Raw genomic sequence first — 23,685 nt, forward strand, 5'->3', positions numbered from 1 at the left:
CTGATCGTCGCGTGCTGCTCAATCGACGTGATAGTTGGGAGCTTCCTTGGTGATCTGAACGTCATGGACGTGCGACTCTCGCACGCCTGCCGAGGTGATTTCGACGAAGCTGGCCTTGTCATGCATTTCGGCGATCGACTGGCAGCCGAGGTAACCCATCGACGAACGCAGGCCGCCCATCAGCTGATGAATGACGGCCAGCACAGAGCCCTTGTAGGGTACGCGGCCTTCAATGCCTTCCGGAACCAGCTTGTCGAGGTTGGCGGTATCCTGGAAATAGCGGTCCGCCGCACCCGCAGCCATGGCGCCGATCGAGCCCATGCCGCGGTACGACTTGTAGGAACGACCCTGAAACAGCTCGACCTCGCCAGGTGCTTCCTCGGTGCCGGCAAAAAGGCCACCGAGCATGACCGCGTCACCACCCGCGGCGATCGCCTTGGCGATGTCGCCCGAGTAGCGGATGCCACCGTCGGCGATCATCGGCACGCCGCTGTCCTTGAGGGCTTCAAAAACCATCTGGATAGCGGTGATCTGGGGTACGCCAACGCCGGCGACGATGCGCGTGGTGCAGATCGAGCCCGGGCCGATGCCGACCTTGACGCCGTCGGTTCCATGATCGATCATCGCCCGCGCTGCATCCGCCGTGGCAATGTTGCCGCCGATCACTTCAACCTGCGGAAAGTTGCGCTTGACCCAACGGACGCGGTCGAGCACGCCCTGCGAGTGGCCGTGTGCCGTATCGACCACCAGCAGGTCGACACCTGCCTCGGCGAGCAATTCGGCGCGCTCCTCGGTGCCCGGGCCAACACCCAGGGCAGCGCCGACGCGCAGGCGACCAGCGGCATCCTTGCTCGCATCCGGGTGTTCGGTGGTTTTGATGATGTCCTTGACGGTGATCAGGCCGCGCAGTTCGAAAGCATCGTTGACCACCAGCACGCGCTCCAGGCGGTGTTTGTGGATCAGCGCCTTGCCTTCCTCGACGGTTGCTCCCTCATGCACCGTCACCAGACGGTCGCGCGGGGTCATGATGTTTCTCACCGGTTGATCAAGCATGGTCTCGAAGCGCAGGTCGCGGTTGGTGACGATGCCGACGACGAGCTGGCCGTCGAGCACCGGCACACCCGAGATCCGGTGCAGGCGGGTCAGTGCCAGCACGTCGCGCACGGACATGTGTGGCGGAACGGTGATCGGATCCTTCAGAATGCCTGATTCAAAGCGTTTGACCTTGGCCACCTCAGCCGCCTGCGCCTTCGGGCTGAGGTTCTTGTGCACGATCCCGATACCGCCCTCCTGTGCCAGGGCGATCGCCAGACGACTCTCGGTGACGGTATCCATCGCCGCCGAAACCAATGGCAGATTGAGGTGGATATTTCGCGTCAGGCGCGTCTTTAGCGTGACATCGCGCGGCATGATCGTCGAGTGGGCGGGGAGGAGGAGGACGTCGTCGAACGTCAGCGCCCGTTGGATTAAACGCATGGCCTTTGATCCGAGGTCACAAAAACGTATTATACAGCCTGCTCCCTTAGGGCTGAATGACCATGAAACGCTTCGTTTTCGCCACCCTCACCCTGTCCGCTGCCATTGCCGCGCAAGGCCAGATTTATCAGTGGCAGGATGAGCGCAACCGGACCGTGATTTCCGACCGACCGCCGACCGGTCAGGTCCGGCAGCAACGCACGGTCGAGGCAGCGGCGCCGGCGCCAAGTGAAGCCGGCAAGACGCTGGCCGATCGCGATATGGAATTCCGCAAGCGTCAGAAGGAGTCGCGGGACGCGGCCGAAAAGGGCGAGGCCGATCGCCGTGCCAGCGCGCAAAGACAGGAGGGCTGCGAAGCGGCACGCAGCGCGCTGCAGACCCTGCAGTCCGGTGACCGGGTGGCGATGCATGACAGCAAGGGCGAGCGTTATTACCTCGATGACACGCAGCGTCAGGAGGAAATCGCCAAAGCCCGCCAGGCGGTGCAGGCAAATTGCCGGTAAGCGCTGCTACTCAACCTCGCTCTCGCCGGCGCCTTTTTTCATCACCTTCCCTGCGGCGGCTCGCTGCTTGCGCACTTCCTTGGGATCGGCGATCAAGGGCCGGTAGATTTCCACCCGGTCGTGATCGCGCAGGAGCGCCTCTGGCTTGCTGAGCTTGGCGAAAACACCGATCTTGTTTTTTGCCAGATCGATCTCCGGATGCTTCTGCAACAGCCCGGAAGCGTCTATCGCCTGCCGTACCGTGCTGCCCGCTGGCAGCTTCAGGGTGATGAGCTGCTGCTTCGCCGGCAGGGCGTAGATCACTTCGATGGTCAGCATCTCAGGCATTCGGCACTCCATGCACCTCGTTCGCACGCTTGACGAAGGCGTCGACGAAAGTGTTGGCAATCTGGCTGAACACCGGGCCAATGACCTTTTCGAACATCTTGCTTGAAAACTCGTAGGAGAGCTGGAACTCGATCTTGCAGGCTTCGGCACTCAACGATTTGAAACGCCACAAGCCATCAAGTCGGCGAAACGGGCCATCAACCAGCGTGATCTTCATCGACGACGGGGACTCCTTGTCGTTTTCGGTCGTGAAGTGGGACTTGACGCTGCGATAGTTGATGTGCAGGGTGGCGACGGTCTTCCGGTCGTCGCGGAACTCGCAGCGTGTCTGGCTGCACCACGGCAGGAACAGGGGATAGTCCTCGACACGGTCGACCAGGTCGAACATCTGTTGCGACGAACGCTCGATCAGCACCGATTTCCTGACCATGGCCATCCTCTGCCACACCTCGTGAATCCTGTAGAATCGCGGATTCTAGCACTCCCGAACCCTGCTTACCCGAGAAAAGGCACCATGAGCATTGTCGCCAACAAGAAGGCTTTTCATGATTATTTCATAGAAGAGAAGCTGGAAGCGGGTATCGCGCTGGAGGGCTGGGAGGTCAAGGCGATCCGCGCCGGCCGCGCGAGCATCAAGGAATCCTATGTCGTCATCCGCGACGGCGAGGTCTTCCTGTTCGGGATGCACATCACGCCGCTGCTGGCCGCCTCGTCGCATGTCAAACCCGACCCGGTCCGCACCCGCAAGCTGTTGCTGCACAGCAAGCAGATCAGCAAGCTGATCGGCCAGGTCGAACGCGCCGGCTACACTTTGCTGCCGCTCGACTTGCACTTCCAGCGGGGTCGCATCAAGATCGAGATCGGCCTCGCCAAGGGGAAGAAGCAACACGACAAGCGGGAAGCCGAGAAGGAGCGCGACTGGGTACGCGAGAAGGCGCGGCTGATGCGCGTCAAGGTCTAGCGCGACGGTGCTTTCGCCGTAACGTTCCGCAGCCGCCTGGCCGCTCCCAAGGGGCTGGCGCCGATTCAGCCAACTGCGCTCAACTGAGGTGCCGTAGCGAGCGCTGCTGCCTTTCCCCGGAAAGCGCCGCGTCGCTGAGGCGCTGACGGACATAGTTGATGTGGGTTTGTGCAGCAAGCCGGGCGGCGTCCGGTCTGCGGGCAACAATCGCATCGCGGATCGCCTGGTGTTGCGCCATCAGATGCCGACCGGTATCCGGGCTGACTGCCATCTCCCGCAGGCTGCGCCGAACATGTTCGTGCAGCAGGCGCAGGACGCTGGCCACCAGGTGACCGAACAGGGCGTTGTGCGCCGATTCCGCAACCGTCAGATGAAAAGCGACATCGGCAGCGACCTGCGCGCTGCGGTCTTCGCCATGATATGCCTCGTCAAGGCGCACATAGGCCTGTTCGAGACGTTCCAGGTCGGCGTCGGTGGCCCGCTGGGCGGCCAGTTCGGCGGCGGACGCTTCAAGCAGATGGCGGAACTCTAGGACGTCGTCCTGCAGAAAAGGGTGTTGATCAAGCAGCTGTTGCCAGGGATCAATGAAGCTCGCCTCCAGCCGGTCGGTCACGTAGGTGCCGCCGCCATGCCGGCTCACCAGCAGTTCCCGGGAAACCAGCTTCTTGATCGCTTCGCGCAGTGACGGGCGGGAAACCCCGAGTTCGATCGCCAATTCGCGTTCGGCAGGCAGGCGATCGCCGGGCTTCAACGAGCCCTCGAGAATCCGCGTCTCCAGCTGATGAGCGATGGCGTCGGGGATGCGCGGCAGGTTGAGCTTGCTGTAGGTCATGTCGAGTGGCAGGGTCTTCGGATCCGGTGCGGCTGATTATTGCAGGAATTCAGTGGTCTTACCAGTTTTGCTCGATGCGCGGTGCGCAGGCGATCGACTCGGTCGCCGAGTCCAGCGACCAATCCCTGCCAATTGACAAAGCGGACGCTCGCGACTAGTGTACTCGGAAAGTGGTCTTACCACTTGTCAGCCAACGTCAACCCAAGGAGCATGCGATGGACGAAACAGGCAGCCGCCAATACCCGGAAAAGCCGGCCAGGGTCTACCTCTTCGGGACCTGCCTGATCGACATGTTCTGCCCGGAGGCCGGCATGGATGCCGTACGCCTGCTCGAGCGCGAGGGAATCGAGGTTCATTTCCCGGCTGACCAGACCTGCTGCGGGCAACCAGCGCACAGCAGTGGCTTTCCCGAGCAGACCCGCGCGGTAGCGCTCGCCCAGTTGCGTCTCTTCCCGGAGCCGTGGCCGGTGATTGTCCCCTCCGGATCCTGCGCCGGCATGATGCGGCACCACTATCCCAAGATTTTCGCCGACGATCCGAGACTGCTGGGCGAGGCGCGAGCACTCGCCGACCGTATTTTCGAACTCTCCGAGTTCCTGCTCAATGTTGCCAGGATCAGGCTCGCCGATCAGGGGGCGCCGGTGCGGGTCGCGCTGCACACCTCGTGTGCTGCTCGTCGCGAGATGGGCACGCATGTTCACGCCCGCGCCCTGCTGGGCCAGTTGCCGGGGGTCGAAGTCGCCATGCACGGACATGAATCCGAATGCTGTGGCTTCGGTGGCACTTTTTCGCTCAAGCATCCGTCGATTTCTTCGGCGATGGCCAGCGACAAGGTCGATGCGCTCAAGGAAACAGGTGCCCAGACCTTCCTCTCGGCTGACTGCGGTTGCATGCTCAACCTCAACCACACCCTGCAGAAGCGCGGGGACGGTTGGCAGGGACAGCATCTGGCGACCTTTCTCTGGCAGCGCACGGGCGGCGAAGGAGGGCGGCAATGAGCGCCCGCGACAACATCCTGCAACGCCTGCGCGCGGCGCCGCAGGGCACGCCACCGCTGGCGCCCGACGTGCGTGCTTTCCATCTCGCGTGCAGCGCCGGCGCGCCAGTCAGCACCCGCGCCGCGCGCATCGAGCTTTTCTGCGAGAAGATGGCCTTCTGGCACGGCGAGGTCGTTCGGGTGACGCGCGAGACCTGGCCGCAGAAGCTCGCCCAGTTGTGCGCCGCGAAAGGTGTCCGTTCGCTGCTGCACGGTGAGTCGTACGCTGCGGCGCTGACCGGCGCCGGCATCGGTGGTCTGAAGCCTTACGACCGACCGGTCGAGGAGTGGAAGCAGGAACTGTTCGAAGACACCGATGCCAGCCTGACCTCGACGCGCGGCGGCATCGCCGAAACCGGCACGCTGATCATCTGGCCGGATGCCAACGAGCCGCGTCTGATGTCGCTGGTGCCGCCGATTCATTTTGCGCTGCTCGACGCCGGCCAGCTCTACGACACGCTGTTTGCGGCGATCGTCGGGCAGGGCTGGAGCGCCAGCATGCCGACCAACGCGTTGCTGGTCTCGGGCCCGTCGAAGACCGCCGACATCCAGGTGACGCTCGCTTACGGCGCGCATGGCCCGAAGGAGTTGATCGTGCTGTTGCTGGTCGATGAGGAGGAAATGCAATGAACGCACAGCCACTGAACTTCGTCCCGGCCAGCGAATTCAAAGCGCGCGCTGCAGCCGCGGTGTCCGATCCGCACCTGCGCCAGAGCTTCCGTGGCGCGATGGATTTCCTGATCGGCAAGCGCGCGGCGCAGTTCCCGGACGCCGACCTGCTCGAGCGCCAGCGCGGGCTCGCCGAACACATCCGCAAGTACAGCCTGGCTCGCCTGCCCGAGCTGCTCGAACAGCTCGAGCGCAAACTGACCGAGAACGGCGTGCAGGTGCACTGGGCCGAGAATCCCGAACAGGCGAACCGGATGATCATTGACATTGCTCGCCGCCATTCGACCAGGCTGATGGTCAAGGGCAAGTCCATGGTCAGCGAAGAGATCGAGCTCAACCATGCGATGGCCGACGCCGGCATGGAAGCGCTCGAAAGCGACATGGGCGAATACATCGTCCAGCTCGACGGCGAGAAGCCATCACACATCATCATGCCGGCGATCCACAAGACCAAGCAGCAGATTGCCCGACTGTTCGCCGAGAAAGTGCCGGGCGCCGGCTATACCGAGTCGGTCGATGCACTCATCGGCATCGGCCGCGCCGTCCTGCGCGAGAAGTTCATGACCGCCGAGGTCGGGCTATCGGGGGTGAACTTCGCCGTCGCCGAGACCGGCACCCTGTGCCTGGTCGAGAACGAAGGCAACGGCCGCATGTGCACCACTGTGCCCGAGGTGCACATCGCGATCACCGGCATCGAAAAGGTCGTCGAGAAACTCGAACACGTGCCGCCGTTGTTCGGGCTGCTGACGCGCTCGGCCACCGGCCAGGCGATCACGACCTATTTCAACCTGATCAGCGGTCCGCGCAAACCGGGCGAAAAGGATGGTCCGCGCGAAATGCACCTCGTGCTGGTTGACAATGGCCGTACCCAGGCCTACAGCGACGAGCAGCTACGTTCGACCTTGCAGTGCATCCGCTGCGGCGCCTGCATGAACCATTGCCCGGTCTACACCCGCATCGGCGGCCACGCCTACGGCACCACCTACCCGGGGCCGATCGGTGAAATCATCTCGCCGCACATGCTGGGTCTGGCGGCGACGCACGTCCTGCCGACCGCGTCCAGCCTCTGCGGCGCCTGCGGCGAGGTCTGCCCGGTGCGCATCCCGATTCCCGACCTGCTGATCCGCCTGCGCGGCGAGGCGCAGCACGACGCACGCCCCGGACACGCGCCGATGCTCGGCCAGGGCGCGGCAAAAAGCGGCCTGGTCGATGCCATCTGGTCGGGCTGGGCAGCGATGTACACCCGCCCGGCGCTCTACCGCGCTTTTGGCTGGCTGGCGACCCGCTTCCGGGCGTTGACGCCGCCGATGCAGTCTGGCTGGACGGTCAGCCGCACGCCATTGAAGCCGGCAAAGCGGACGCTGCACGAAGCGATGGCGGCGAGGAGAAGAGGGTGAGCAGTGCTGCCAGGCGACATGACGGCAGCTTTCGGAGACTGATGGCGATGGAGCAGCGGATGACCAGAACAGAGGCCGCAACGAGGATCTGGCTTGGCGAAGGATGCCGTCTCCTGCTCCTGCAGGGGGAAAGTCGATTTCCGTTTGGTGCTCTGACGATAGCCCTCATCGCCTTGCTCGGCGCTGGATCAATCCACGCACAAGGTGGCAAGGAAGCCTTGTCGATCGACCAGCAAGGCAATGTCGGCGTTGGCACAGGCGTCCCACAGGCTTTTCAGGTCGAACTGCCGGAAAGCGCCAAACCTTCTGCTCCCAGGCCCGGGGTCACGCTGTCCGGAGGCGCCGACGGCAACGCCAACATCGAACTGCGCAACAATGGCAGCGGCACGCCCTACATCGACTTCGCCCAGGGACGCGGTGGGGATTACGACGCTCGCATCATTCTGAAGGAGCCAGGAAAGCTGGCAATCGAAGGCGCCACCTTGAGCGCCAAATCCGTTGAGACCGATTCGGGTATTTCGTTGGATGCGCTCCGGAATGCCCTGAACATGCTCGTGCCGATCGGTACGATCATGGCCTACGGCGGCGACACCACCAAAGCTGACGTAGTCAGCCAGTTGGCAGCGCAGGGATGGCTTCCCTGCGATGGCCGCGCCGTGAGCAAAACCACTTATGCCGACCTTTTCAAGGTGATAGGAACCTCTTTTGGCGCCGAGGGGCGCTTGGACCTTTGGGGTGCCAGCGCTACTAGTGGTCCGATGATCATGAACCGCGTTTTTGCTGTCACAAACCCTGACGGGTTTCGCGTCCCTGATTTGCGCGGGCGCTTTCTTCGTGGAACCGACCAGAGGCAACAGAGAGATCCGGACGCAGCCTTACGCCAGGATTTAGCTGGGGGGGGAAATGATGGCGACAGAGTCGGGTCGGTGCAGGAAGATCAGTTCCGAAGTCATAAGCATACCTTTGACGCTTGGCATGGTGGGGGTATTGACGGGACTTCTCAGGCGGATCCGCCGGCAATGGCTGGATGGATCAGAGGGTCGCCGGATGCCAAGGCTGTTCAGGCAACGGGGGGCGCAGAAACCCGCCCCAAGAACATCTATGTGAACTGGATCATCAGGGCGAGCCACCTGCTTCCGCGCGTGCCTTGAGCCTGCATCGAACGATTCCCCGGCAGAACCGGGGGGTTCCCGCTTTGGCTGATCTGCGTCGTCCTGGTGTTACTCCTACTCCTTGCTCACTGCTGTGCGATCACCTGGTTTTGGTCTCGGAAAGCTGCGCTACTGCGTCTATCGTGCCTAATGCTTGCGTTGCGGCGACACGTTGTAGCGTGGCCTCAAGCCGCGCTATCTGCTCTTTGACGGCGGCCAGCTCCGCCAGCTTCTGCTGGATGGCCAGGTTGCCCGCCGCCAGACGCGCGATCTCCTGCTGTTGTTGGGCAACCAGCTGGGCCTGCTCCTTGACTGTCCTGTCCTGCTCTTTGAGGGCTTCGATCAGAAGCGGAATGAGATCGTCATACCGCACCGATTTGTAGCCCGCTTCATCCGTGGTCACGGCTTCGGGCAGCACCGCTTCCACATCCTGGGCGACGACGCCGACCTGAGTCGTACTTAGTTCCTTGTGGCGTTTGTCCCGCTCCGTTTTCCAGAGCTGTTCGTTTTCTGCCGCCGTCGCGTCAGGACCGACGGAGATCGTTGTTTCGATGTCGCGGGTAAAATATTTCAGTGCTTCATCATTCCATTGATAGCTCACTCCGCGCAGCTGAAGAATCTTGTCTAATGCCGTTGGCAGCGTCTGCACGTCGCTCTTGAGGCGTACATCAGACAGCACCGGTGCAGCTGCGGGGTCCGTGAAACTCCATTCCCAAGACCCACTCCTTTTGCTCCTTAGCAGTCTCCACTGATTCTCCACTTGATGTAGCAAACGGCCAGTGACGAAAAGATCACCCGAGACAACGAGTTGGTCCCAAATTCCCACTCGTCGTCTGTCTCCGCCCGCTGACTTATTGCCGATGATCATCAACGTTTTAAAACCGGTCGTGTCATTGGAAATCTCCGCCTGATTGGTGACGTTATCCGGGAAACCACTCCACTCTGAGGTGAAACGAATTGGATTGGAACCCGTCAGAATCCGTAGATTCCCCGCCACGTCAAGCTTATCGTTCGGTTCAGCTGTCCCGATGCCGACCTTGCTGCTCTTCCCGTCATTTCCGCCATCGGTCACAACGAATCGTCCCCGGGGTGTAGAGGGAGCATCCACCTCAAGCGAGCCGTTTTCACCCAACGACACTTTCTGCTTGTCGCCCAATTCGAAGCGAACCGATTTATTGGCGCCAACATGCAATGCGTTCCCAGGGTGTGGCATGCCGATGCCGACGTTGCCCGCGAAGGACGAATTGCCCGTTCCCATGACGGTCAACCCGCCATCGGGCCCGGTCGTCAAAGCCATCCGCTCATTCGCTCCATTCTTGTCGCGCCATGAGTGTCTGCCGTCAGCCGCATAGAATAAGGTGTAGGGGTTGATGCCCAGACCGAACCCGCTCCACAACTGCAATTTCAGGTTGTTGGCCGTATCCGTATCGGTGAACCTGATCTTCTGGTCGCCGTCGAGTTGAATTTTTCCCTTGCTGACTTCCAGTCTCTCGCCTGGATCCGCCGTCCCGATGCCGACCAAACCTTGGGGGTTGATGAACAACGCCTCGTCGGCGCTTACCGCGCTACCCATGAAAAGCAGGCAGACGAGAAACGGTACCAGGCCCAAGACCAGGCGCTTTGCAGAATCGTGATGGCGCTCGGACTTGCCGGCAACCCTGGACGTGCTCTGTGTCGCTTCGAGCGCGCCCGGTCGTCTCCGTACGGCAGTTAGCCCCTCTTGCAGGTCGCCGCGAAATTGTTCAGGCATGACTTTCTCCTGGTTAGGTGTTGTAGAGCCTGAGCGGAATGGTCTGCCGCTAAAGGATTGGTTTCGGCTGGGGACGAGTTGCATCGACTCCTGCTCGTTGACCGCCGGTATCCCGGGCTCGGGCAGCGGTGCACTTCTCATGGGGTCGGCGTCCCGGTCGCGATTTTCAGGGTGGCGCCTCGCCTGACTGTGAAACCCTTGCCAAGCAGCACGTTCCCAGCTGCCTTCAACACCGTCGACTGGCCGGCCGCTCCATCGACCCACAGGTGGGTGGGACTGTAAATGTTCGCGTCGGAGTCCGCGCTCAAGGTGTAGTGCGGCACGATGGCCCGCAGAACTCGATCCCCTTCGACGGTGTTTGCATACAAAGTGCCATCGCCGCCAAAGAGCAATTGGGCCTGCTCTGGAATGCCACCAGCCGGCGAGTGAAGACGGCCGGAAAAGGCGGAACCGAAGGCAAACAGATCAACCTCGCCCGCCCCGTTCCACACGAAGCGAGTGCCGGCCTGATCCGACGCCAGATTGCCACCGTTGAGTAGATACGCTGAATCGCCCACCGCAAAGGTGGGAGCTATCGCCCTTGTTGACCCTGTCAACCAGTCAATGCCAGTCAGTGTGCCCCGCTGATCTGCGACTCGCACCGCGTAGATCTGCTTGCCGGAGGCAGGTTGTTGCGCACTGCCAGGCGATAGCTGATCAGGTATCGGTTGGCTCCACAGGCCCGTCAGGGGCGGCCAATTCTCCGCAGCGGCGATCGCTCCCGAACGGTTGTTGAAGCACGCGAGCACGCCTTCGTTTACGGAGTTGGCGGCGACATAAACCTTCTCCGATCCATCGGGGTGCAGGATGACTACCGGGGCGTGGAGAGAGGGAAAATCGGCCTTGGCAAGCGCAGCCTGATTGAGAAGAGGGGTTCTAAAGGATTCGCCGGTCTGCGCATTGATGGCGACCAGTCCTTCCTTCTTGGCCGTAAGATAAACGAATCGACCGCCGGGGCCGATCGTCACGCGGCTGGTTTTTGGGTCAGCCAGTGTCACCTTCCACAGTTCCTGCAGATCCGGATTGAAGCCGTAAACCTCCTGGCCGTTGACAAGATAAAGGCTCCCACCGGGACCGAGCGAAGGCGGATTTTCAGGGTTCAGTCCCGTGAGCTCACGGACTCGGGCGGCCGCCGGAGCCTGGGCCGGGTTGCCGGAGTCGAGTTGGTAGCTAATGATCCTGCCATTGCCAACGATGTAGAGGCGACCGGACTGCGATACCAGCAGATGCTGGCCCGGGTTGCCATCTACGCTGATCGGCCAAACAGGCTTGCCACCTACCTCGATCGGCCAGACAGGCTTGGCACCGAGCGGACTCAGTGCCCGTAGCGCCTTTTTTCCTTCCTTGTCGGTCATGAGATAGACCAAGCCATTGTGGAACACCGGCGTATACGACCACGCGTTGGCGAACGGTCTGGTCACATAGGAAAACGCAACGCTGTCCTTGCCGCCAATTCTTGCCGTGGGCAGAAATGGCCGTGCGCTTTGCACGGCTGGCAGGCCGTCCGACTGGGTCAGCGCTGGCTGACCAGCCAGGGTATATTCGAGGATCAGTCGCGGCCGATGACTGAGGTTGGTCGTGCCTGCCGAAAACCAAGTGCTCCTGGCGCTGGACGGTGTCGTCAAAAGAAGCGAAAACTTTCTTTCTCCGACTTGGCCTTGTAGCGTACCCAAAAAGTCCTCTCTCGCATCCCAATATACGCGCTCCTCTTTCGCGGCTTTGAGTGTCTTGCTGCCGAAAGGAGTTCCGGTAGCCGGCTTTGGAGTCAACGTGGCATCAGAGGGGTATTCGGCTACGTTGACGGTCTGCTGGGCGGTCGCGTGTCCGCTTGAAACGAGGCTGAGGCGAGCCGCTGTAACCTTGGCTTGGGCCGGAAGCGAACTCGCTTGAAAACGAAGGAGAATATTTTTCTCGCCAAATTGGCCGCCGGCGATTTCGGCGGTTTCCACCTCCGACTGAGGAGCGGCAGTTGGCATGAGCGTGATGACACTTCTTGGTTCGCCTGCGGCTAAAGTCGCAGGAATTGCGCACGCCAAGAGCGCCAGAAACCAAATTGACAAAAGGTTGCCGATGTTGAACCGGAATCTGCGGCCGGTTGACAACCGGAAAAACTTGTTCATAACGATTCTCCCCACATGGTCAGTGAGATACCAGGATATTCAACTTGCCTGTGGATTCCGGGTCTTTCAGGAGCGACCAACAGAATAGAAAACGGTTGAAGACAACGGCTTGCATATAAAAATTCTGGCCCTGGAATTGCTGCCATCCGTCAAAGACAGGGCGCCCCTCCCATAAGCCTGTGCCTGGATGCCACTCAAACAGGAAGGAGAAAATCCGGTTACCTTGATCTTTGCCGTTCCCATTCGTGGCCAACTCCTTGAATGAGCCCATAAGGAGAAGCCGATCCGATTGGGGCATTTCAGGTGATTCCGCCTGCCGAAAGGCGACGAGTGCCGAGGCGAGCGGCGCCCCGGGATCCGGCATGATCGGAACAGGTGGACGCCGATTTTCATCCATCTCTTGCCAGGTTTCACCATCGCGCGTTGACCAGAAGTCGCGCAGTGGATCAGGCGTTTGTGGAGACTTGCTGCCCCCGTATATCCAGACCTCGGGCGAACCATCGGGAGGCGTCCAGGCAGCGGCGGCAGGATTGAGGCGGCCAGCCCACTCGCATGGCTTGGCCAAAGGAGGCCCCTCTCTTGGCACAGTGGACTTCTCTTCCGGCAAAGGAGACCACTCGAGTTGCGCATCGGGTTTCTCCTTGCCCTGCCAAACATCGCGATAGGCAGTGCCATTGTTGTAACCTCCGATGACCCATAGCGTGTCGTTGAAGACTAGGCAGGCGTGGCCCATGCGCGCCGGCATTGTAGAAGGAAAATCTTCTTCCCTCTTCCAGGACTGGTCCGCTCCATGACACCAGACCTCATTACGCGGACTATCTGGGTCGACCGAGCTGCCGCCGATCAGCCACAGCTTGTTCTTGTAGTAAATGCCAGGGCTCGTCGCCATATGTTGCGGAACGTCGCCGGGCTCAGGACGCCAGGCATCGACGCCCGTGGCCGAGGAATAAAGGGCGTAGGTGCCAAGCCCGTTCTTGAAGATGCCATACAACCGGTCCGAGCCGCTGCCGCTGAAGTCGTTCGCGACGAAGAGCCGGACCGGAGATCCCTGGGGAAGCGCGATCCGGTTCCAGCCGGGGGAAATGACCTGGACCGTTCGGTCGAGAGCATTCCGAACTTCGGTCTGATCTGCGGGTTCCTTGTATTTGCCCTCAAGGCGGTAAACGGACGTAATCGACGGCTTTTCAGTTTCGGGAAATTGACCCAGGACGGGAAACGCACCTGAGATGATCCTGTTCCCGGCATCTTGGGCGGTCCAGTTTCCCACCTCTTCATTATTCCGAAACAGGGTCAGCGTGTCGTAGCCGGTTGCGCAAAAGCCCACCGTGACCCCCGTCTGGCCGGCATGCAGAATGTAGCTGGGATTGACCGTGAAATAGCGAATGTCGGGTTTGCCCCGAGGTTCCAGTTCTTTCGTGACCGTTATTGAAGACTTCTCGCCAGTTGACCACTGTTGCCTACCCGTCGAGGTCTCAACGAGGACTTCGATTTCGGCGTTGCCCGGCGGCGTGTTGGACACGAAGCCTTGCAGTGAGATCGAAACCGGCAGGGCGGTCGGGACAGGCCCGGTATTCCACGCTTTCTTGCCGGCTGGTGGGTTTTGCAGCGGAATGATCTTCGCCGTCTTTCCAGCCGATTGCCCCGTGACTTTCAAGAATTCGTCTCGCGAAGCCAACAGGTCAACTTCCTTTGCGCCGCAACCGACTGTGACGGTCACCCTGACCGTAGTTCCTGCCGGAAGTTGCGGGATGGCGTTTACCTCAATCCCGACCTGGTTGGTGGCAGCAAAGGAGTCGCCAATTTTTACCGCCGTGTCAGCGGTTCGTGCAATGGTGAAGTCGTTCATGCGAAGTCCTTGCGAATCTAGGGTGCTGTGGTTGGTGCGGCGTCGATCGTGATGGTGAGTCGTTTTGCGTTCGCTGGCATGTCCTCGGCGCAGGCAGTGAGGCGATAGGTGGTATCGGCCTCGACGGTCACAGCGTATTCCCGCGGAAAAGGCTGCGTATCCCATTTGGCGATCAAGACGGTCGCCCCGTCATTTCGCATCTGCTCCAACTGCAATGACTCTGCCCCCTGCAGCGACCAGGCCAGATGGATGCGTGTCCCTCTGGCGACTGCCTCGGCGCCTTCGCGCACCCAGAAACTCAGGACCTTGACCGGGGCGATAGCGAGTTTCAGCCAACCCTCGGCGATAGCCGGCCAGGTATCGGAGAAAGCGGCACGGTCGGTGGCTTCCACGATCGCAGGGTCGAGTTTCCACTGGGTGACATCCGGGCGATAAGCCCACGACCATTCGCCATAATCGTCCGATGGCCTGGGCATCTCCGGCGTGGAAGAGAGCCCCAGGACTGGCGCCGTTTGAAAGAAGACCTCGCGCGCGCGCCTCGCGCCGGTCGCATCCTCGGGCGGCAGTTCGACAAAGGCTCGCGGCAGGGCCCCGGTCGTGGCGTGTACACGCGCCTGCGGATCGATCAGCATCGTCACCTGCAGCGGCTGCATGCAATCGATGTCGAAGTCCTGGACGGCAAAAAACCCGGCCGTGTTCCCGACCACGGCGCGCTTGTCCTCACCCCAGGCCGGGTAGAAGGCACCGCTGGTGATGACCCCTCCGCCCGATGGCGCAGCGGCGCATCGGAAGACACCGACCAGCCCGTCATCGGCGGCGTGGACGTCGCCGAGACGCAGAGGCCACTTGAGCTGCTGGAAACCGAGCGTGTCAAGGAGAGCATCGACGGGCGCTTCGCCGGCATCGGCGGCGCGCAGTTCGGGGCGATGCGCCGGCAGGCCGGCCGTTTCGAACCGTAGACTCGCCCGCACCAGCGCCAGCGGATGTCCGACAAGGACGGCGACACCGGGGTCTGCTTCGGGAATGCGCTCGTCGGTAGAAGCCATCACATGGTCGATGCAGGCGGAAAAGGTGTTGCCATGATCAGGGATGAGGGCCAGGACCCAGTCACGGAAGTAACGCAGGTACGGGTTGTCGATGGCCTCCGGCGCGACGCCAGGAACATCCAGCCAGTAGAACGCGGGTGCCGAGCTGCCGGACTTCAGGCCAAGCTTCCTTTGCAGCACGCCCAGAGGTTTGCCCGACGCGGAATAGATCGTCAGGCTCTTTTCCAGATGGTTGGGGACTACCCAGCCACAGACCGGTCCGCCATTCTCCTCCGGATGGCCGGAAGCGTCTTCCCACTCGAAACGCAAGCGCATGGGCTGAGTGAAGCGGGGACGCAGCTCGATGAACTTCGCGTCATGCGCAGCCACAGTCGAGCCGACCACGCACGATCTCGCACGGCGCAGTAACCGAGCCTCCCAATCCCCCGACACCGATTGATTGATCTGATCGACCGGCAGTTTCAGCGTCTGGCCGAAAGCGTCGACGACGGAAAGGCGCTTGATCTCCAGACGCCCGGCGCGGATCGGGAGGAACGGTCCGTCAGCGACGCGCGGCGCAGTACGGAAGGTGTCGCGCCGCTCATCGAAGCCGTCATTGATGGCGGCATCCACGGACGCAAGTTCATACGATTGACCCGCACTGTCGAGCCACTTGTCATAGTCGAGCGGCGGCAGTTGAATGCCGGGTTGCTGCAAGAGTAATGCGTCGTTGAAGCCGTCGAGGCTTTGCGCCAACACCCTCTGGTTCTTCATGATATTGACCAGGGGGTGAGCCTTGTCCAAGGCTTCCAGGCGTTGTACCAGGTTGTTTGCCGTGCTCGGGGTCAGGATCGCATAGCCTTGATAGCTTGCTTCCTCAGCGGAACCAGCCGGGTAGGGTCCTTCGTCTTTCAGCATCAGATCGCCGCCCGCGTTGTCCACGAGGTGCCACCGGCTGCTCAGCAAGTCTTGCGGCAGGGCGTCGTCGCTCGCGGTGGGTGACGCGTAAGCAGACTGCCACGAAACTTCCCATACGAGAAAGAGAGGAAGCCAGGGGTTGCCATCCCATTTGATCGGGAAACTCTGGTCGGGCAGGCGACCGATCAGCGAATTGGGAGCCGTAGCAGGCTTCTGCTGTGCCGCTGTACTCCCCGGATTCTGCAAGGCTCTGACGGTATCGGTCAGTTCTTTCTCGTGCTGCCTGGACGCCAGTCCGGCGATGGTGGCCGCATTACACTCATCGAGCAGAAGAGCCTCAAGAAACAGGGACCAATGGATTCCGCCCGGGACAGGCAGCGTGTTCGGCTGGGGAAACAGGTCGGCAAACAACTGCTCGGCCGTGACCGTACGGATTGGGCCCGACGGGATCGCCAGCGCGATCCCCGTGACCTCCTGGCCGGAGATGCGGCACGCCAGTTTATTGTCGGTCGACGACCAGGTCTTGAGCCGCGCCATGGCGGGCCCCTGGAGCGCAATCGCCGGATCGCCCGGCCTCTGGAAGGGTGGCGCTGGCATCGACGCCAAACGGTATTTCAACTCCCGCTTTCCAGAGTTCAACGTCGGGCTTCCATCCGGCTGAGTCTTGAATTGCTCGCCCAACGCGTCATGGAGGCTTCTCTCGCTGGCATCCCGCCCTTTCCTGGCGAGATGCCAGGCGGTTTGCTCGGCAGCGAGGGCTCTTTTGGCGACCTTGAGCTGTCTGTCCAGCTCGTTCGACCGCGCGGAGACGCCACGACCTCTGAGCTCGTGGGCCCACAGATACCAGAGCGCATAGACCTGCCAGCGCAAGTCCTCCACACGGCGAGAGAGGTCATCGCAGCGTTGTTGCCTGGCATTCAGGTCACGCAGTAACTTCCGGAGGCCTGCCGGGATCGGGTTGGTGCCCGCCGCCTTTGGCGGCCCGGCAGTTTGGTTGGTGTCAGGCAGATCGGGTTCCGGGCGAATGAGGAAGATGCTGCCGCCGCGAACGCCATTGAAGCGGCGTTCATGCAATTCATGCTGCAGCTCGGCGGCAGTAACGGACTGAGACAGCAGGTCGTCCTGCAGGGCCGTGAGCAAATCCTGATCGACCGCTCCCGGCACGAGCAGGGCCGCTACCGCTTCCGCTGCGGTATTGCCGACCGCAAGCTTGTAAGCCTTCGTGTGGTTATCCGGATTGGCGGGAAAGACCGCGGGCTGACTCGAAGCGGCCCCCTCCTCGGACTGCATATAGTTGTGCGTTGGCCCCTGCCAGGTGATTCCTCTCACCAACCCGTGGCAGAGAAGGCGCGCTGGCGAAGTATGCGGCTTGATCTCCGTAATGCTCCAGGCCTGCTCCTTGGCCCACCGCTGAAGCTCGGTGAAATACTTGTCCTGCTGCTCCGGAGTGAGGTCCCCCGGTGGCATGGAATTGTTCGCGCGGAACTCGGCAAGCAACCTCGCCAGCGGGTCGTCCTCTGGGTCGGCATACCAGCCGGTGACGAGGTAGGACAGGCGGCTGCCTTCGGGGATGCCCGTCACTGGGTCATGAAAACCGAGCACTCCGCGACACGCGGGGTAATAGGCGCTGAAGGCCGGATCCCCGGGACCGATTGCCGTGATCGTCACCAACGTGGCTTCGTCCTGTTCTGCGAGGGTTCCCGTCACCTCGGTGCAGGCACCAATCTTCTGGAACTCTGCCGCTTTGTCCTTGTGAAAAGTCGGCCAGGTGATTGCGCTCGCAGGGTCGGCTGGCTGACCATCGCTCCTGATGAACCAGGCCTTGCCGGATAGCTTGCCATTTGCTGCGCCGCTGCCGCCGTAGCGCTGCACCAGCCAACGATTCGGAATCGGAGGAAAGGAAATCTTTTCAGCTCCCGACTGACTGCCATGCGTCAAGGCCCGCGGCAGCCGAAAGTGAAGATGAATCCCCGGCTGCAGGTCAGCCGCCTTCTCGAACGGATTGCCATTACTACCGCTGTCACCGCCAAGTTCCGCCCCGAAGAGGTAGCTGCCACTCAACTTCGCAAAACTCGCGGCCAGATTCGTCCACTGAAATATTTTGTCTGATGGGAACGACGTTCCTACCACCAGTCCATCGATGTGAATGGGCACCAGTAATCTGGCGGGTTCGTCGCCGTTGTTCATCGCGCGTCGGTGTCCTGAGGGTTTGCTACGTCAAAAACGACCCGGCCCGGGCTGTCTACCATCTCCACTCCGAAGTCGGCGGAGGTGAATTCCTGCGTAGCTTCCCTTGTTCTGAGTGCCTCGAGTTTCTCCTTCAGCGCTTTCGCCAACTGCGCCACCTCCACGACGCGCGGCGCATCGGTTCGCAGAGGAACGAGCACCTGGGAGCTACCAGTGAGCTGATGGCCTGGTCCCGGCGCGACGCCGTCCTTTTCGTCATGCTCAGGGTTGTCATTGAGCCGCCGCAGACGAAGTTTCCGGAAGCCCGTGCCATCGACGGAAGCGCCGAAATGCATGCCCTCCGGCGGCTGCCTGACCTCGATGCGATCAACCTTTCCATTGAAGATGCAGAGCATGATGTCGGGAGCCAGGCGGTCGATGCGCAGCGGATCGAGGGGGATGGTCGCAGCACTGTCTTTCCAGGCGCGCATCTCGAGCCCCTGCCAGCCTTCCACCGCCGGTGAGCGAAGAAGGAAACCGGTGAGTGGCCAGTTGGGGCGCCTCCCGGCTGGCTGTCTCACGGCGATGTCTGACGGCTGCGACCGTACAAACGATCCGCCCTGGCCCTCGCCCCGACTCGCATCGACGGGCAGCGAAAAAGTCGTCGGGCCAAGGCAGGTCACCGGGTGCTCACCGTTGATCTCCGCGTTTGACCCGGACACGCCAGAAACCAGGATCCTCTCGTTGCTCTTGAGCGCATGCGGAACAAGGGTCGTCACTACGGTGGGATTGGCCGCCGAGTTCGAAGTGATCAGCTGCGGCTTCGTCCGAACTTCCAGTGACTGCTCTATCGCGAAGTCGAGGAATTTGTCGCGCAAATACTCGTCCACGAGCTCATCGTGGGCGACGCTCCTGCCGACGCTGCAGGCTCCTTCCAGCAGGCACTTGAGCCAGCCAGGATCGAGGTAAAAAAAGCGCAGGCTATCCGGCGGCAGCATCCGTTCATCGGCAACCAGATAGGTGAAGGGAACCCGATAGAGCAGCACCAGCCGGGCCAGCCACTGACAGACCGTCTGCGGGATCGTCAGGTCGAAATCCGTGGTGAGTTGCAACTCGCCAGCTTGCGTTGCCTTCTCGTCCTTCGTCTCCCGCAGGAAAGCGTCGCTGCTGGGTGGAAGGTCTGCCCAGGTTTCACTTCCGCTTTGCGGGGTCTGGCCGTTCTGCATCGCCTTGACGCAGGAAGTCATGATATCGCTCTCGGCGTTGCCGGGGGTGCCCAGAAACGCCCTGAGCCGGTTGCGGCCCAGCACCTCATTGATCTGGCGCCTTACCCTCTTGCGATGGGCGTGTAGCGCCGTGGCGAAGTGCCGATCCTGCAGGGCCAGCAGGCGGCCAAGCTGGAAGGCGGCGGCGTACGTGACATCCATCATTCCGTCCAGCGGGCTGTAGCGCAGGGCCGCGTCGGCCGCAGGCAGGAAACGGTACTTGGTTTCCCTGGAAAGATAGAGCGGCACGAGCGGGCCGCGATACCAGGAGACCGTCTTTTCGCCGAGCCGCGTGCTGTGGTTCAAGGCCGTGTAGCCCAGATCCCAGGCGTCGTAGACCTGTTTTTCCGCAGGCGTCAGGGTGGCGCCCGCGGCGCCGTCAGCCTGCCGGGGAATACGGAGCAACTGCACCTTGAGCTGGTTCATCGACGCCTTGAAGGCGAAGGCCTCACAGCAGTGAAAACTCCAGCTCGAAAGCACGGCCAGCCGCACGGGCTTGTCTGCCGCCGGCTTCGCGGCGCCGGGAAGATAATCCTGCAACCCTTCCAGGGAGACAAGGTAGGCCCGGTTCTCGAGCGCCTTCACCGGACTCTTGTCGGGTAGCGGGAAACGGTTGGCAAGGACGACGGAAAACCAGCCATCGGCGAGAAAGGAAAGCGTTTCCTTGGCCCCGGTATTCACCTCCCGGACGTGCGCGAGATAGGCAAGGTCATCGAGGCGCGGCGCGGCGCGCTGAAAGACCTCCCAGGGAAGGTCGATCGTATGGCACAGATCATCCTCTGACTCATAGGAGGCAAGTTCAACGTGTGGGCCGACCCACGTTTGGTTCGCCGCCGGGTTGATCAATTCACCAAGCTTGCGCGTCTTGCACTCCGGAAAGTCCTTTGCCGGAAAATCCGCCGCACTGACAACCAGCAACGCCATCCATGGCCGCGTGTCACCTGTTTTCCGCGAGCCGGCGATGATGCTCCTCTCCCAGGGTAGCGTGCGCCGGGTGAAAACGACGTGTGGCAGGGAACTTGCAAAATCGCCAATCCGCCCCTTGGGAGGATACACGGAGTACACCTCCGCTGGATTCAGCGCAAAGCGGGGACCGGCCACGGAAAAGCTGAACTTGCTGCGGTAGCTCCCCTTGGAAGTCGGGTCGTCGGCCAGCTCTTGCACGGTCTGCGCGACTTCGACATGGTATTCGCCCGGTTCGAGCGGCGGCTCACACCACTGGTGAAACTGAATCTCGCCAGTGGCGAGTCTTGTTTGATGTTCGCTCATCTAGACAAATGCCTCACCGAGTCGGCAGATTTTCGGGTCGGCCTGAAAATACGATTCACGGGCCTCGGCCAGCTCGTCAAGATTCACCTTGTTCACATCAAAGGGCGACTCCCGGGCGAGAACGGCGAGCACCGCGTTCCGCCTTGGTGAGGAAACATCATCCATCACCGTCCAGATCTCCTTTCTTTCGTTCGCTGCGATGGTTTCAGCAACCTTCAACTGATCGTCCCACGGGATAGGCTTGTCAAAGGTCTCATAGGCAAATTTTTCAATCGCCATCGCCGGCAGCGCGCCCTGCGGATGAATGGGATCGAACGAGATCCGAAGGCCAGCCCAGGCCTGGAGCGTGATGGCCTTGGGCGCCTCCGGCAAGGGCACCTTGCCTTCTTCGAGGCTCTTGCCCCAGAGAGCATCGGGAACAGCGGTCTTGACGAGCGAGGCGCGCATATTCTTTCGCACCTCTGTCCGGCCATTGATGCTGACCTTGTAGCTTGACCTCAACCCGGTTTTGCCCATCGAACGGATGCCCAGTTCTGGCGGACTGGAGGTGAGAGCGTCTTGCGGTTTCAGCCCCGTGAACTCGGATACGGGAATCAGTGACTGGGTGGTCAACGCCAAAGCATGCGCATTGACGACGCGAAGCATCGTCCCACTCCTTGTCTTTTCCTCGCGGATCAGCCCGCTGTTGATCTGGGTTACGATCACATTGCTGCTGTCCGGGCTTCCCTTCAGCGTCGGGGGCAGGAAGGACTCGACAAACTCCTGCGCCCTGAGCGGCGGCGGTGGCTGTTTGTCCGGACCGAAGCGGACGGTAACCGTGATGACCGTGAGGTCGATCTGGATGAGCCCGGCGAACGCCGGACCCCAGAGGTGCATTTGCGCACCAAGGTGGATCCTGATCGAAAAGATCCCCAGGTCGACTTCGACACCGAGCGCAACTCCCACGTCGATCAGGTAGTAGAACGGCTTCCAGCTCAGCAGGAAATCGGCGTAGGCAATAAACCAGACCTTGACGCTGGACGACTGATAGACAGCGGCAAGTTTGCCGCCGGCCATCAGACACGAGGGGGTGAGCGCGAAGTACATTCCCCCCGTAATGCTCATTTCCTTGGTGACCTGCCAGTTGATTCCCAGCCGGGGCACGATCGGATAATGCGGCGGAGGCATGAACTTCGGGTGGTAGCCTCCCAGCGTCAGGACGAAGTCACCGGCGAGCGGTCCGCCAAACCAGATGTAGAACGCGAAGCCGCCGGTGAGGTGGCAGTCCTTGCAGAATACGTACGATTCGTCGGTGAGCCGGGCTTCCAGCCTGATCGTCCCTTCGGCGGGCTTGATCACCACCCTGAGCGCCAGCTCCGCATAGGCGACCGCTTTGCCCGGCTCACTACCTTTGGGAATCGTCATCGCGGCCAACCCAAGGAGCCCGATCTCCACCTCATTCCCGAAGGAAACCGAAAGCAGGGCAAACGCCTGGATCATTTCAAAGGAACTGAAGCGGATACCGATCGCGAACCAGTAATCGCCGAGCGAAGGCGGAATGAATTTCTGCAGTTTCCCGATGGCATCCTGCATCAGGCTACCCGGTCCGGAGGACAGGTAAGCTGGATCGAGGGCGGCGCGTACGAGCGGGAAATTGGCGACCTCTTCAATCGGCGGCAGGGTCAGTTTGCGGTTGTAACCGAATCCCGCTGCCAGACCGTTAACCCGAAAGCAGGGCGGCCCGCCCAATTCCAGGTGCACGATGGCGAATATGTACAGCGAAGCCCTGCCGTCGACCGACGCATATGAGCCAAATCCGGTAATGGCGAAGTTCGCGGCCTGGATCATGGCCATGCCGTCGTACTGAACCGCTTTCTGGCCCTTGACCGAGATCTCGCTCTTCAGGAAGCTGCCGCTGATGCTGATCGGCCCACCCCGATAGGCCAGGTCGATGCCGTCCAGCGCCAATTCCAGATTCGCCGGTTTCGGGTCAGACGGCGGCAAGCGAACGCACAGTCCGGTCAAACCGAGATGCAATCCACCGACGTCAACGGCCGAATCCAGGAGCAGTCCGATCTTGCCGTCCTTCCACTCGCCGCCCACGCGCCCAAGGCGCAGCGGGCCGATCGTCTTGCCGACCACGAACCACTTGCGCATGCCATCCGCCGAGTCCACAGCAGCCGTTTGCGATCCTCCGCCAGCTGTGCTTACGACTGATCCCGACGGCGCGGAACTCCCGGCCGCTTTCCCTGCCGGCCGGCCAACGGCGGGCACCGCGATCGGCTTGGCGCCGATTCCCCCGATGGCGACGCCCGCGACAAAACCCGACCCCCCGGAGTCAAGCAGGAGCCTGGCCTGAGAAAGTTGGCCGATCATCGCGCGGCGCATATCCGGAGTGAAACCCGCGACCTGCCCGATGCACAAGTCACTCAGGGTCAGCCCCTTGCCGATCAGCGTTGCAACCACCCCGGAGGCGGGGATCACAATGGGTTTCTCGTGGACCAGGCCCCAGAGCGTGGGCGGCTCATTCCCTTTCGAGCCCTTGACGTAGAGGAAGCTGAGATCGGCGATGCCGAAAGACAGGCCCTTGTAATCATTACCCGAGAAGCACTCGGCGTAGATGCTGCGCAGCCTGATGTCCGCAATGCCTACCTGCGGCAATTCGCCCAGACTCGGCAGCACTTGTTTGACCACATCATCGAGGGTCCTCTCCCCGAGGTCCCAGTGCCAGCCAAGCCTCCAGCCGGAACCGCCATGCTCGGCGCTCAAATCGACGGGTTCCCCCGCCAGTCTCGCATCGAGAACGAGCGCGAACTGCGTCGACTCGGACGCTCGCTGGATCGCCTCAAGCAAGCGCTCCTTGCGCTCTTTTTTCATGTGGTGACGCCTTCCGGATGGATGCGGTCAAGCAGAGGTCCTTGATCCCGTGCCACGCTTGGCGAAGGCAGCGACCACC

Annotated in this window: 16 protein-coding genes; 6 read left to right on the forward strand and 10 right to left on the reverse strand. The window is 61.5% G+C overall.

Features of this window, described 5'->3' with window-relative positions; genetic code table 11:
* Positions 1 to 18 precede the first annotated feature (18 nt).
* Positions 19 to 1,476, reverse strand: a complete 1,458-nt coding sequence (gene guaB, locus V5B44_RS13995; protein WP_332359643.1) for an IMP dehydrogenase — start codon at positions 1,474 to 1,476, stop codon at positions 19 to 21.
* Between the two features lie 62 nt (positions 1,477 to 1,538).
* Here guaB and V5B44_RS14000 point away from each other — a divergent pair, with 62 nt between their 5' ends.
* Positions 1,539 to 1,979, forward strand: coding sequence for a DUF4124 domain-containing protein (locus V5B44_RS14000; protein WP_332359644.1), 441 nt, complete (start codon positions 1,539 to 1,541; stop codon positions 1,977 to 1,979).
* Between the two features lie 6 nt (positions 1,980 to 1,985).
* Here V5B44_RS14000 and V5B44_RS14005 read toward each other — a convergent pair whose 3' ends face one another.
* Positions 1,986 to 2,306, reverse strand: coding sequence for an RnfH family protein (locus V5B44_RS14005; RefSeq protein WP_332359645.1), 321 nt, complete (start codon positions 2,304 to 2,306; stop codon positions 1,986 to 1,988).
* Complete coding sequence (locus tag V5B44_RS14010; protein WP_332360045.1) at positions 2,299 to 2,742, reverse strand: type II toxin-antitoxin system RatA family toxin; 444 nt, start codon at positions 2,740 to 2,742, stop codon at positions 2,299 to 2,301. The genes V5B44_RS14005 and V5B44_RS14010 overlap by 8 nt, the downstream gene beginning before the upstream one ends.
* A gap of 78 nt (positions 2,743 to 2,820) precedes the next feature.
* On the opposite strand from V5B44_RS14010, the gene smpB reads away from it, so the two are divergent.
* The gene (smpB, locus tag V5B44_RS14015; protein ID WP_332359646.1) at positions 2,821 to 3,267 is read left to right on the forward strand and encodes an SsrA-binding protein SmpB; all 447 of its coding nucleotides are present in this window, start codon (positions 2,821 to 2,823) and stop codon (positions 3,265 to 3,267) included.
* A 79-nt stretch (positions 3,268 to 3,346) separates the two neighbouring features.
* Here smpB and V5B44_RS14020 read toward each other — a convergent pair whose 3' ends face one another.
* The gene (locus V5B44_RS14020) at positions 3,347 to 4,099 is read right to left on the reverse strand and encodes an FCD domain-containing protein (protein WP_332359647.1); all 753 of its coding nucleotides are present in this window, start codon (positions 4,097 to 4,099) and stop codon (positions 3,347 to 3,349) included.
* A gap of 215 nt (positions 4,100 to 4,314) precedes the next feature.
* On the opposite strand from V5B44_RS14020, the gene V5B44_RS14025 reads away from it, so the two are divergent.
* From V5B44_RS14025 to V5B44_RS14040, 4 genes are read left to right on the forward strand one after another with little or no spacing between them, the layout of a single operon-like run.
* On the forward strand, positions 4,315 to 5,097 hold the full coding sequence (locus V5B44_RS14025) for a (Fe-S)-binding protein (RefSeq protein ID WP_332359648.1): 783 nt from the start codon (positions 4,315 to 4,317) through the stop codon (positions 5,095 to 5,097).
* A complete protein-coding gene (locus tag V5B44_RS14030) occupies positions 5,094 to 5,765 on the forward strand; it encodes a LutC/YkgG family protein (RefSeq protein ID WP_332359649.1) in 672 nt (223 codons plus the stop codon). Before V5B44_RS14025 ends, V5B44_RS14030 begins: the two co-directional genes overlap by 4 nt.
* Complete coding sequence (locus V5B44_RS14035; protein WP_332359650.1) at positions 5,762 to 7,201, forward strand: LutB/LldF family L-lactate oxidation iron-sulfur protein; 1,440 nt, start codon at positions 5,762 to 5,764, stop codon at positions 7,199 to 7,201. Before V5B44_RS14030 ends, V5B44_RS14035 begins: the two co-directional genes overlap by 4 nt.
* Positions 7,198 to 8,352, forward strand: a complete 1,155-nt coding sequence (locus V5B44_RS14040) for a phage tail protein (RefSeq protein ID WP_332359651.1) — start codon at positions 7,198 to 7,200, stop codon at positions 8,350 to 8,352. Before V5B44_RS14035 ends, V5B44_RS14040 begins: the two co-directional genes overlap by 4 nt.
* A 100-nt stretch (positions 8,353 to 8,452) precedes the next feature.
* Here the strand turns inward: V5B44_RS14040 and V5B44_RS14045 are convergent, their stop codons facing one another.
* The 6 genes from V5B44_RS14045 to V5B44_RS14070 all read right to left on the reverse strand — a co-directional run bounded on the left by V5B44_RS14045 (position 8,453) and on the right by V5B44_RS14070 (position 23,606).
* Positions 8,453 to 10,102: a tail fiber domain-containing protein gene (locus V5B44_RS14045; RefSeq protein ID WP_332359652.1), complete on the reverse strand. Its 1,650-nt coding sequence runs from the start codon at positions 10,100 to 10,102 to the stop codon at positions 8,453 to 8,455.
* A gap of 137 nt (positions 10,103 to 10,239) precedes the next feature.
* Entirely contained in the window at positions 10,240 to 11,766 is a 1,527-nt protein-coding gene (locus V5B44_RS14050; protein ID WP_332359653.1) for a PQQ-binding-like beta-propeller repeat protein, read from the reverse strand.
* 514 nt (positions 11,767 to 12,280) lie between these two features.
* Positions 12,281 to 14,107: a kelch repeat-containing protein gene (locus tag V5B44_RS14055; protein ID WP_332359654.1), complete on the reverse strand. Its 1,827-nt coding sequence runs from the start codon at positions 14,105 to 14,107 to the stop codon at positions 12,281 to 12,283.
* 17 nt (positions 14,108 to 14,124) lie between these two features.
* The gene (locus tag V5B44_RS14060) at positions 14,125 to 18,237 is read right to left on the reverse strand and encodes a hypothetical protein (protein ID WP_332359655.1); all 4,113 of its coding nucleotides are present in this window, start codon (positions 18,235 to 18,237) and stop codon (positions 14,125 to 14,127) included.
* Positions 18,234 to 20,750 (reverse strand): hypothetical protein, encoded by a 2,517-nt coding sequence (locus V5B44_RS14065; protein ID WP_332359656.1) that lies wholly within the window; start codon positions 20,748 to 20,750, stop codon positions 18,234 to 18,236. The genes V5B44_RS14060 and V5B44_RS14065 overlap by 4 nt, the downstream gene beginning before the upstream one ends.
* Positions 20,751 to 23,606, reverse strand: a complete 2,856-nt coding sequence (locus V5B44_RS14070; protein ID WP_332359657.1) for a DUF6603 domain-containing protein — start codon at positions 23,604 to 23,606, stop codon at positions 20,751 to 20,753.
* Between the last annotated feature and the right edge of the window lie 79 nt (positions 23,607 to 23,685).

It is taken from the genome of Candidatus Accumulibacter necessarius, from assembly GCF_036625085.1.

Excerpts from the sequence above, each read along its gene's own strand:
- guaB (WP_332359643.1), bottom strand. The coding sequence starts at position 1,476 with ATGCGTTTAATCCAACGGGCGCTGACGTTCGACGACGTCCTCCTCCTC.
- V5B44_RS14000 (WP_332359644.1), top strand. The coding sequence starts at position 1,539 with ATGAAACGCTTCGTTTTCGCCACCCTCACCCTGTCCGCTGCCATTGCC.
- V5B44_RS14005 (WP_332359645.1), bottom strand. The coding sequence starts at position 2,306 with ATGCCTGAGATGCTGACCATCGAAGTGATCTACGCCCTGCCGGCGAAG.
- V5B44_RS14010 (WP_332360045.1), bottom strand. The coding sequence starts at position 2,742 with ATGGCCATGGTCAGGAAATCGGTGCTGATCGAGCGTTCGTCGCAACAG.
- smpB (WP_332359646.1), top strand. The coding sequence starts at position 2,821 with ATGAGCATTGTCGCCAACAAGAAGGCTTTTCATGATTATTTCATAGAA.
- V5B44_RS14020 (WP_332359647.1), bottom strand. The coding sequence starts at position 4,099 with ATGACCTACAGCAAGCTCAACCTGCCGCGCATCCCCGACGCCATCGCT.
- V5B44_RS14025 (WP_332359648.1), top strand. The coding sequence starts at position 4,315 with ATGGACGAAACAGGCAGCCGCCAATACCCGGAAAAGCCGGCCAGGGTC.
- V5B44_RS14030 (WP_332359649.1), top strand. The coding sequence starts at position 5,094 with ATGAGCGCCCGCGACAACATCCTGCAACGCCTGCGCGCGGCGCCGCAG.
- V5B44_RS14035 (WP_332359650.1), top strand. The coding sequence starts at position 5,762 with ATGAACGCACAGCCACTGAACTTCGTCCCGGCCAGCGAATTCAAAGCG.
- V5B44_RS14045 (WP_332359652.1), bottom strand. The coding sequence starts at position 10,102 with ATGCCTGAACAATTTCGCGGCGACCTGCAAGAGGGGCTAACTGCCGTA.
- V5B44_RS14055 (WP_332359654.1), bottom strand. The coding sequence starts at position 14,107 with ATGAACGACTTCACCATTGCACGAACCGCTGACACGGCGGTAAAAATT.
- V5B44_RS14060 (WP_332359655.1), bottom strand. The coding sequence starts at position 18,237 with ATGAACAACGGCGACGAACCCGCCAGATTACTGGTGCCCATTCACATC.
- V5B44_RS14065 (WP_332359656.1), bottom strand. The coding sequence starts at position 20,750 with ATGAGCGAACATCAAACAAGACTCGCCACTGGCGAGATTCAGTTTCAC.
- V5B44_RS14070 (WP_332359657.1), bottom strand. The coding sequence starts at position 23,606 with ATGAAAAAAGAGCGCAAGGAGCGCTTGCTTGAGGCGATCCAGCGAGCG.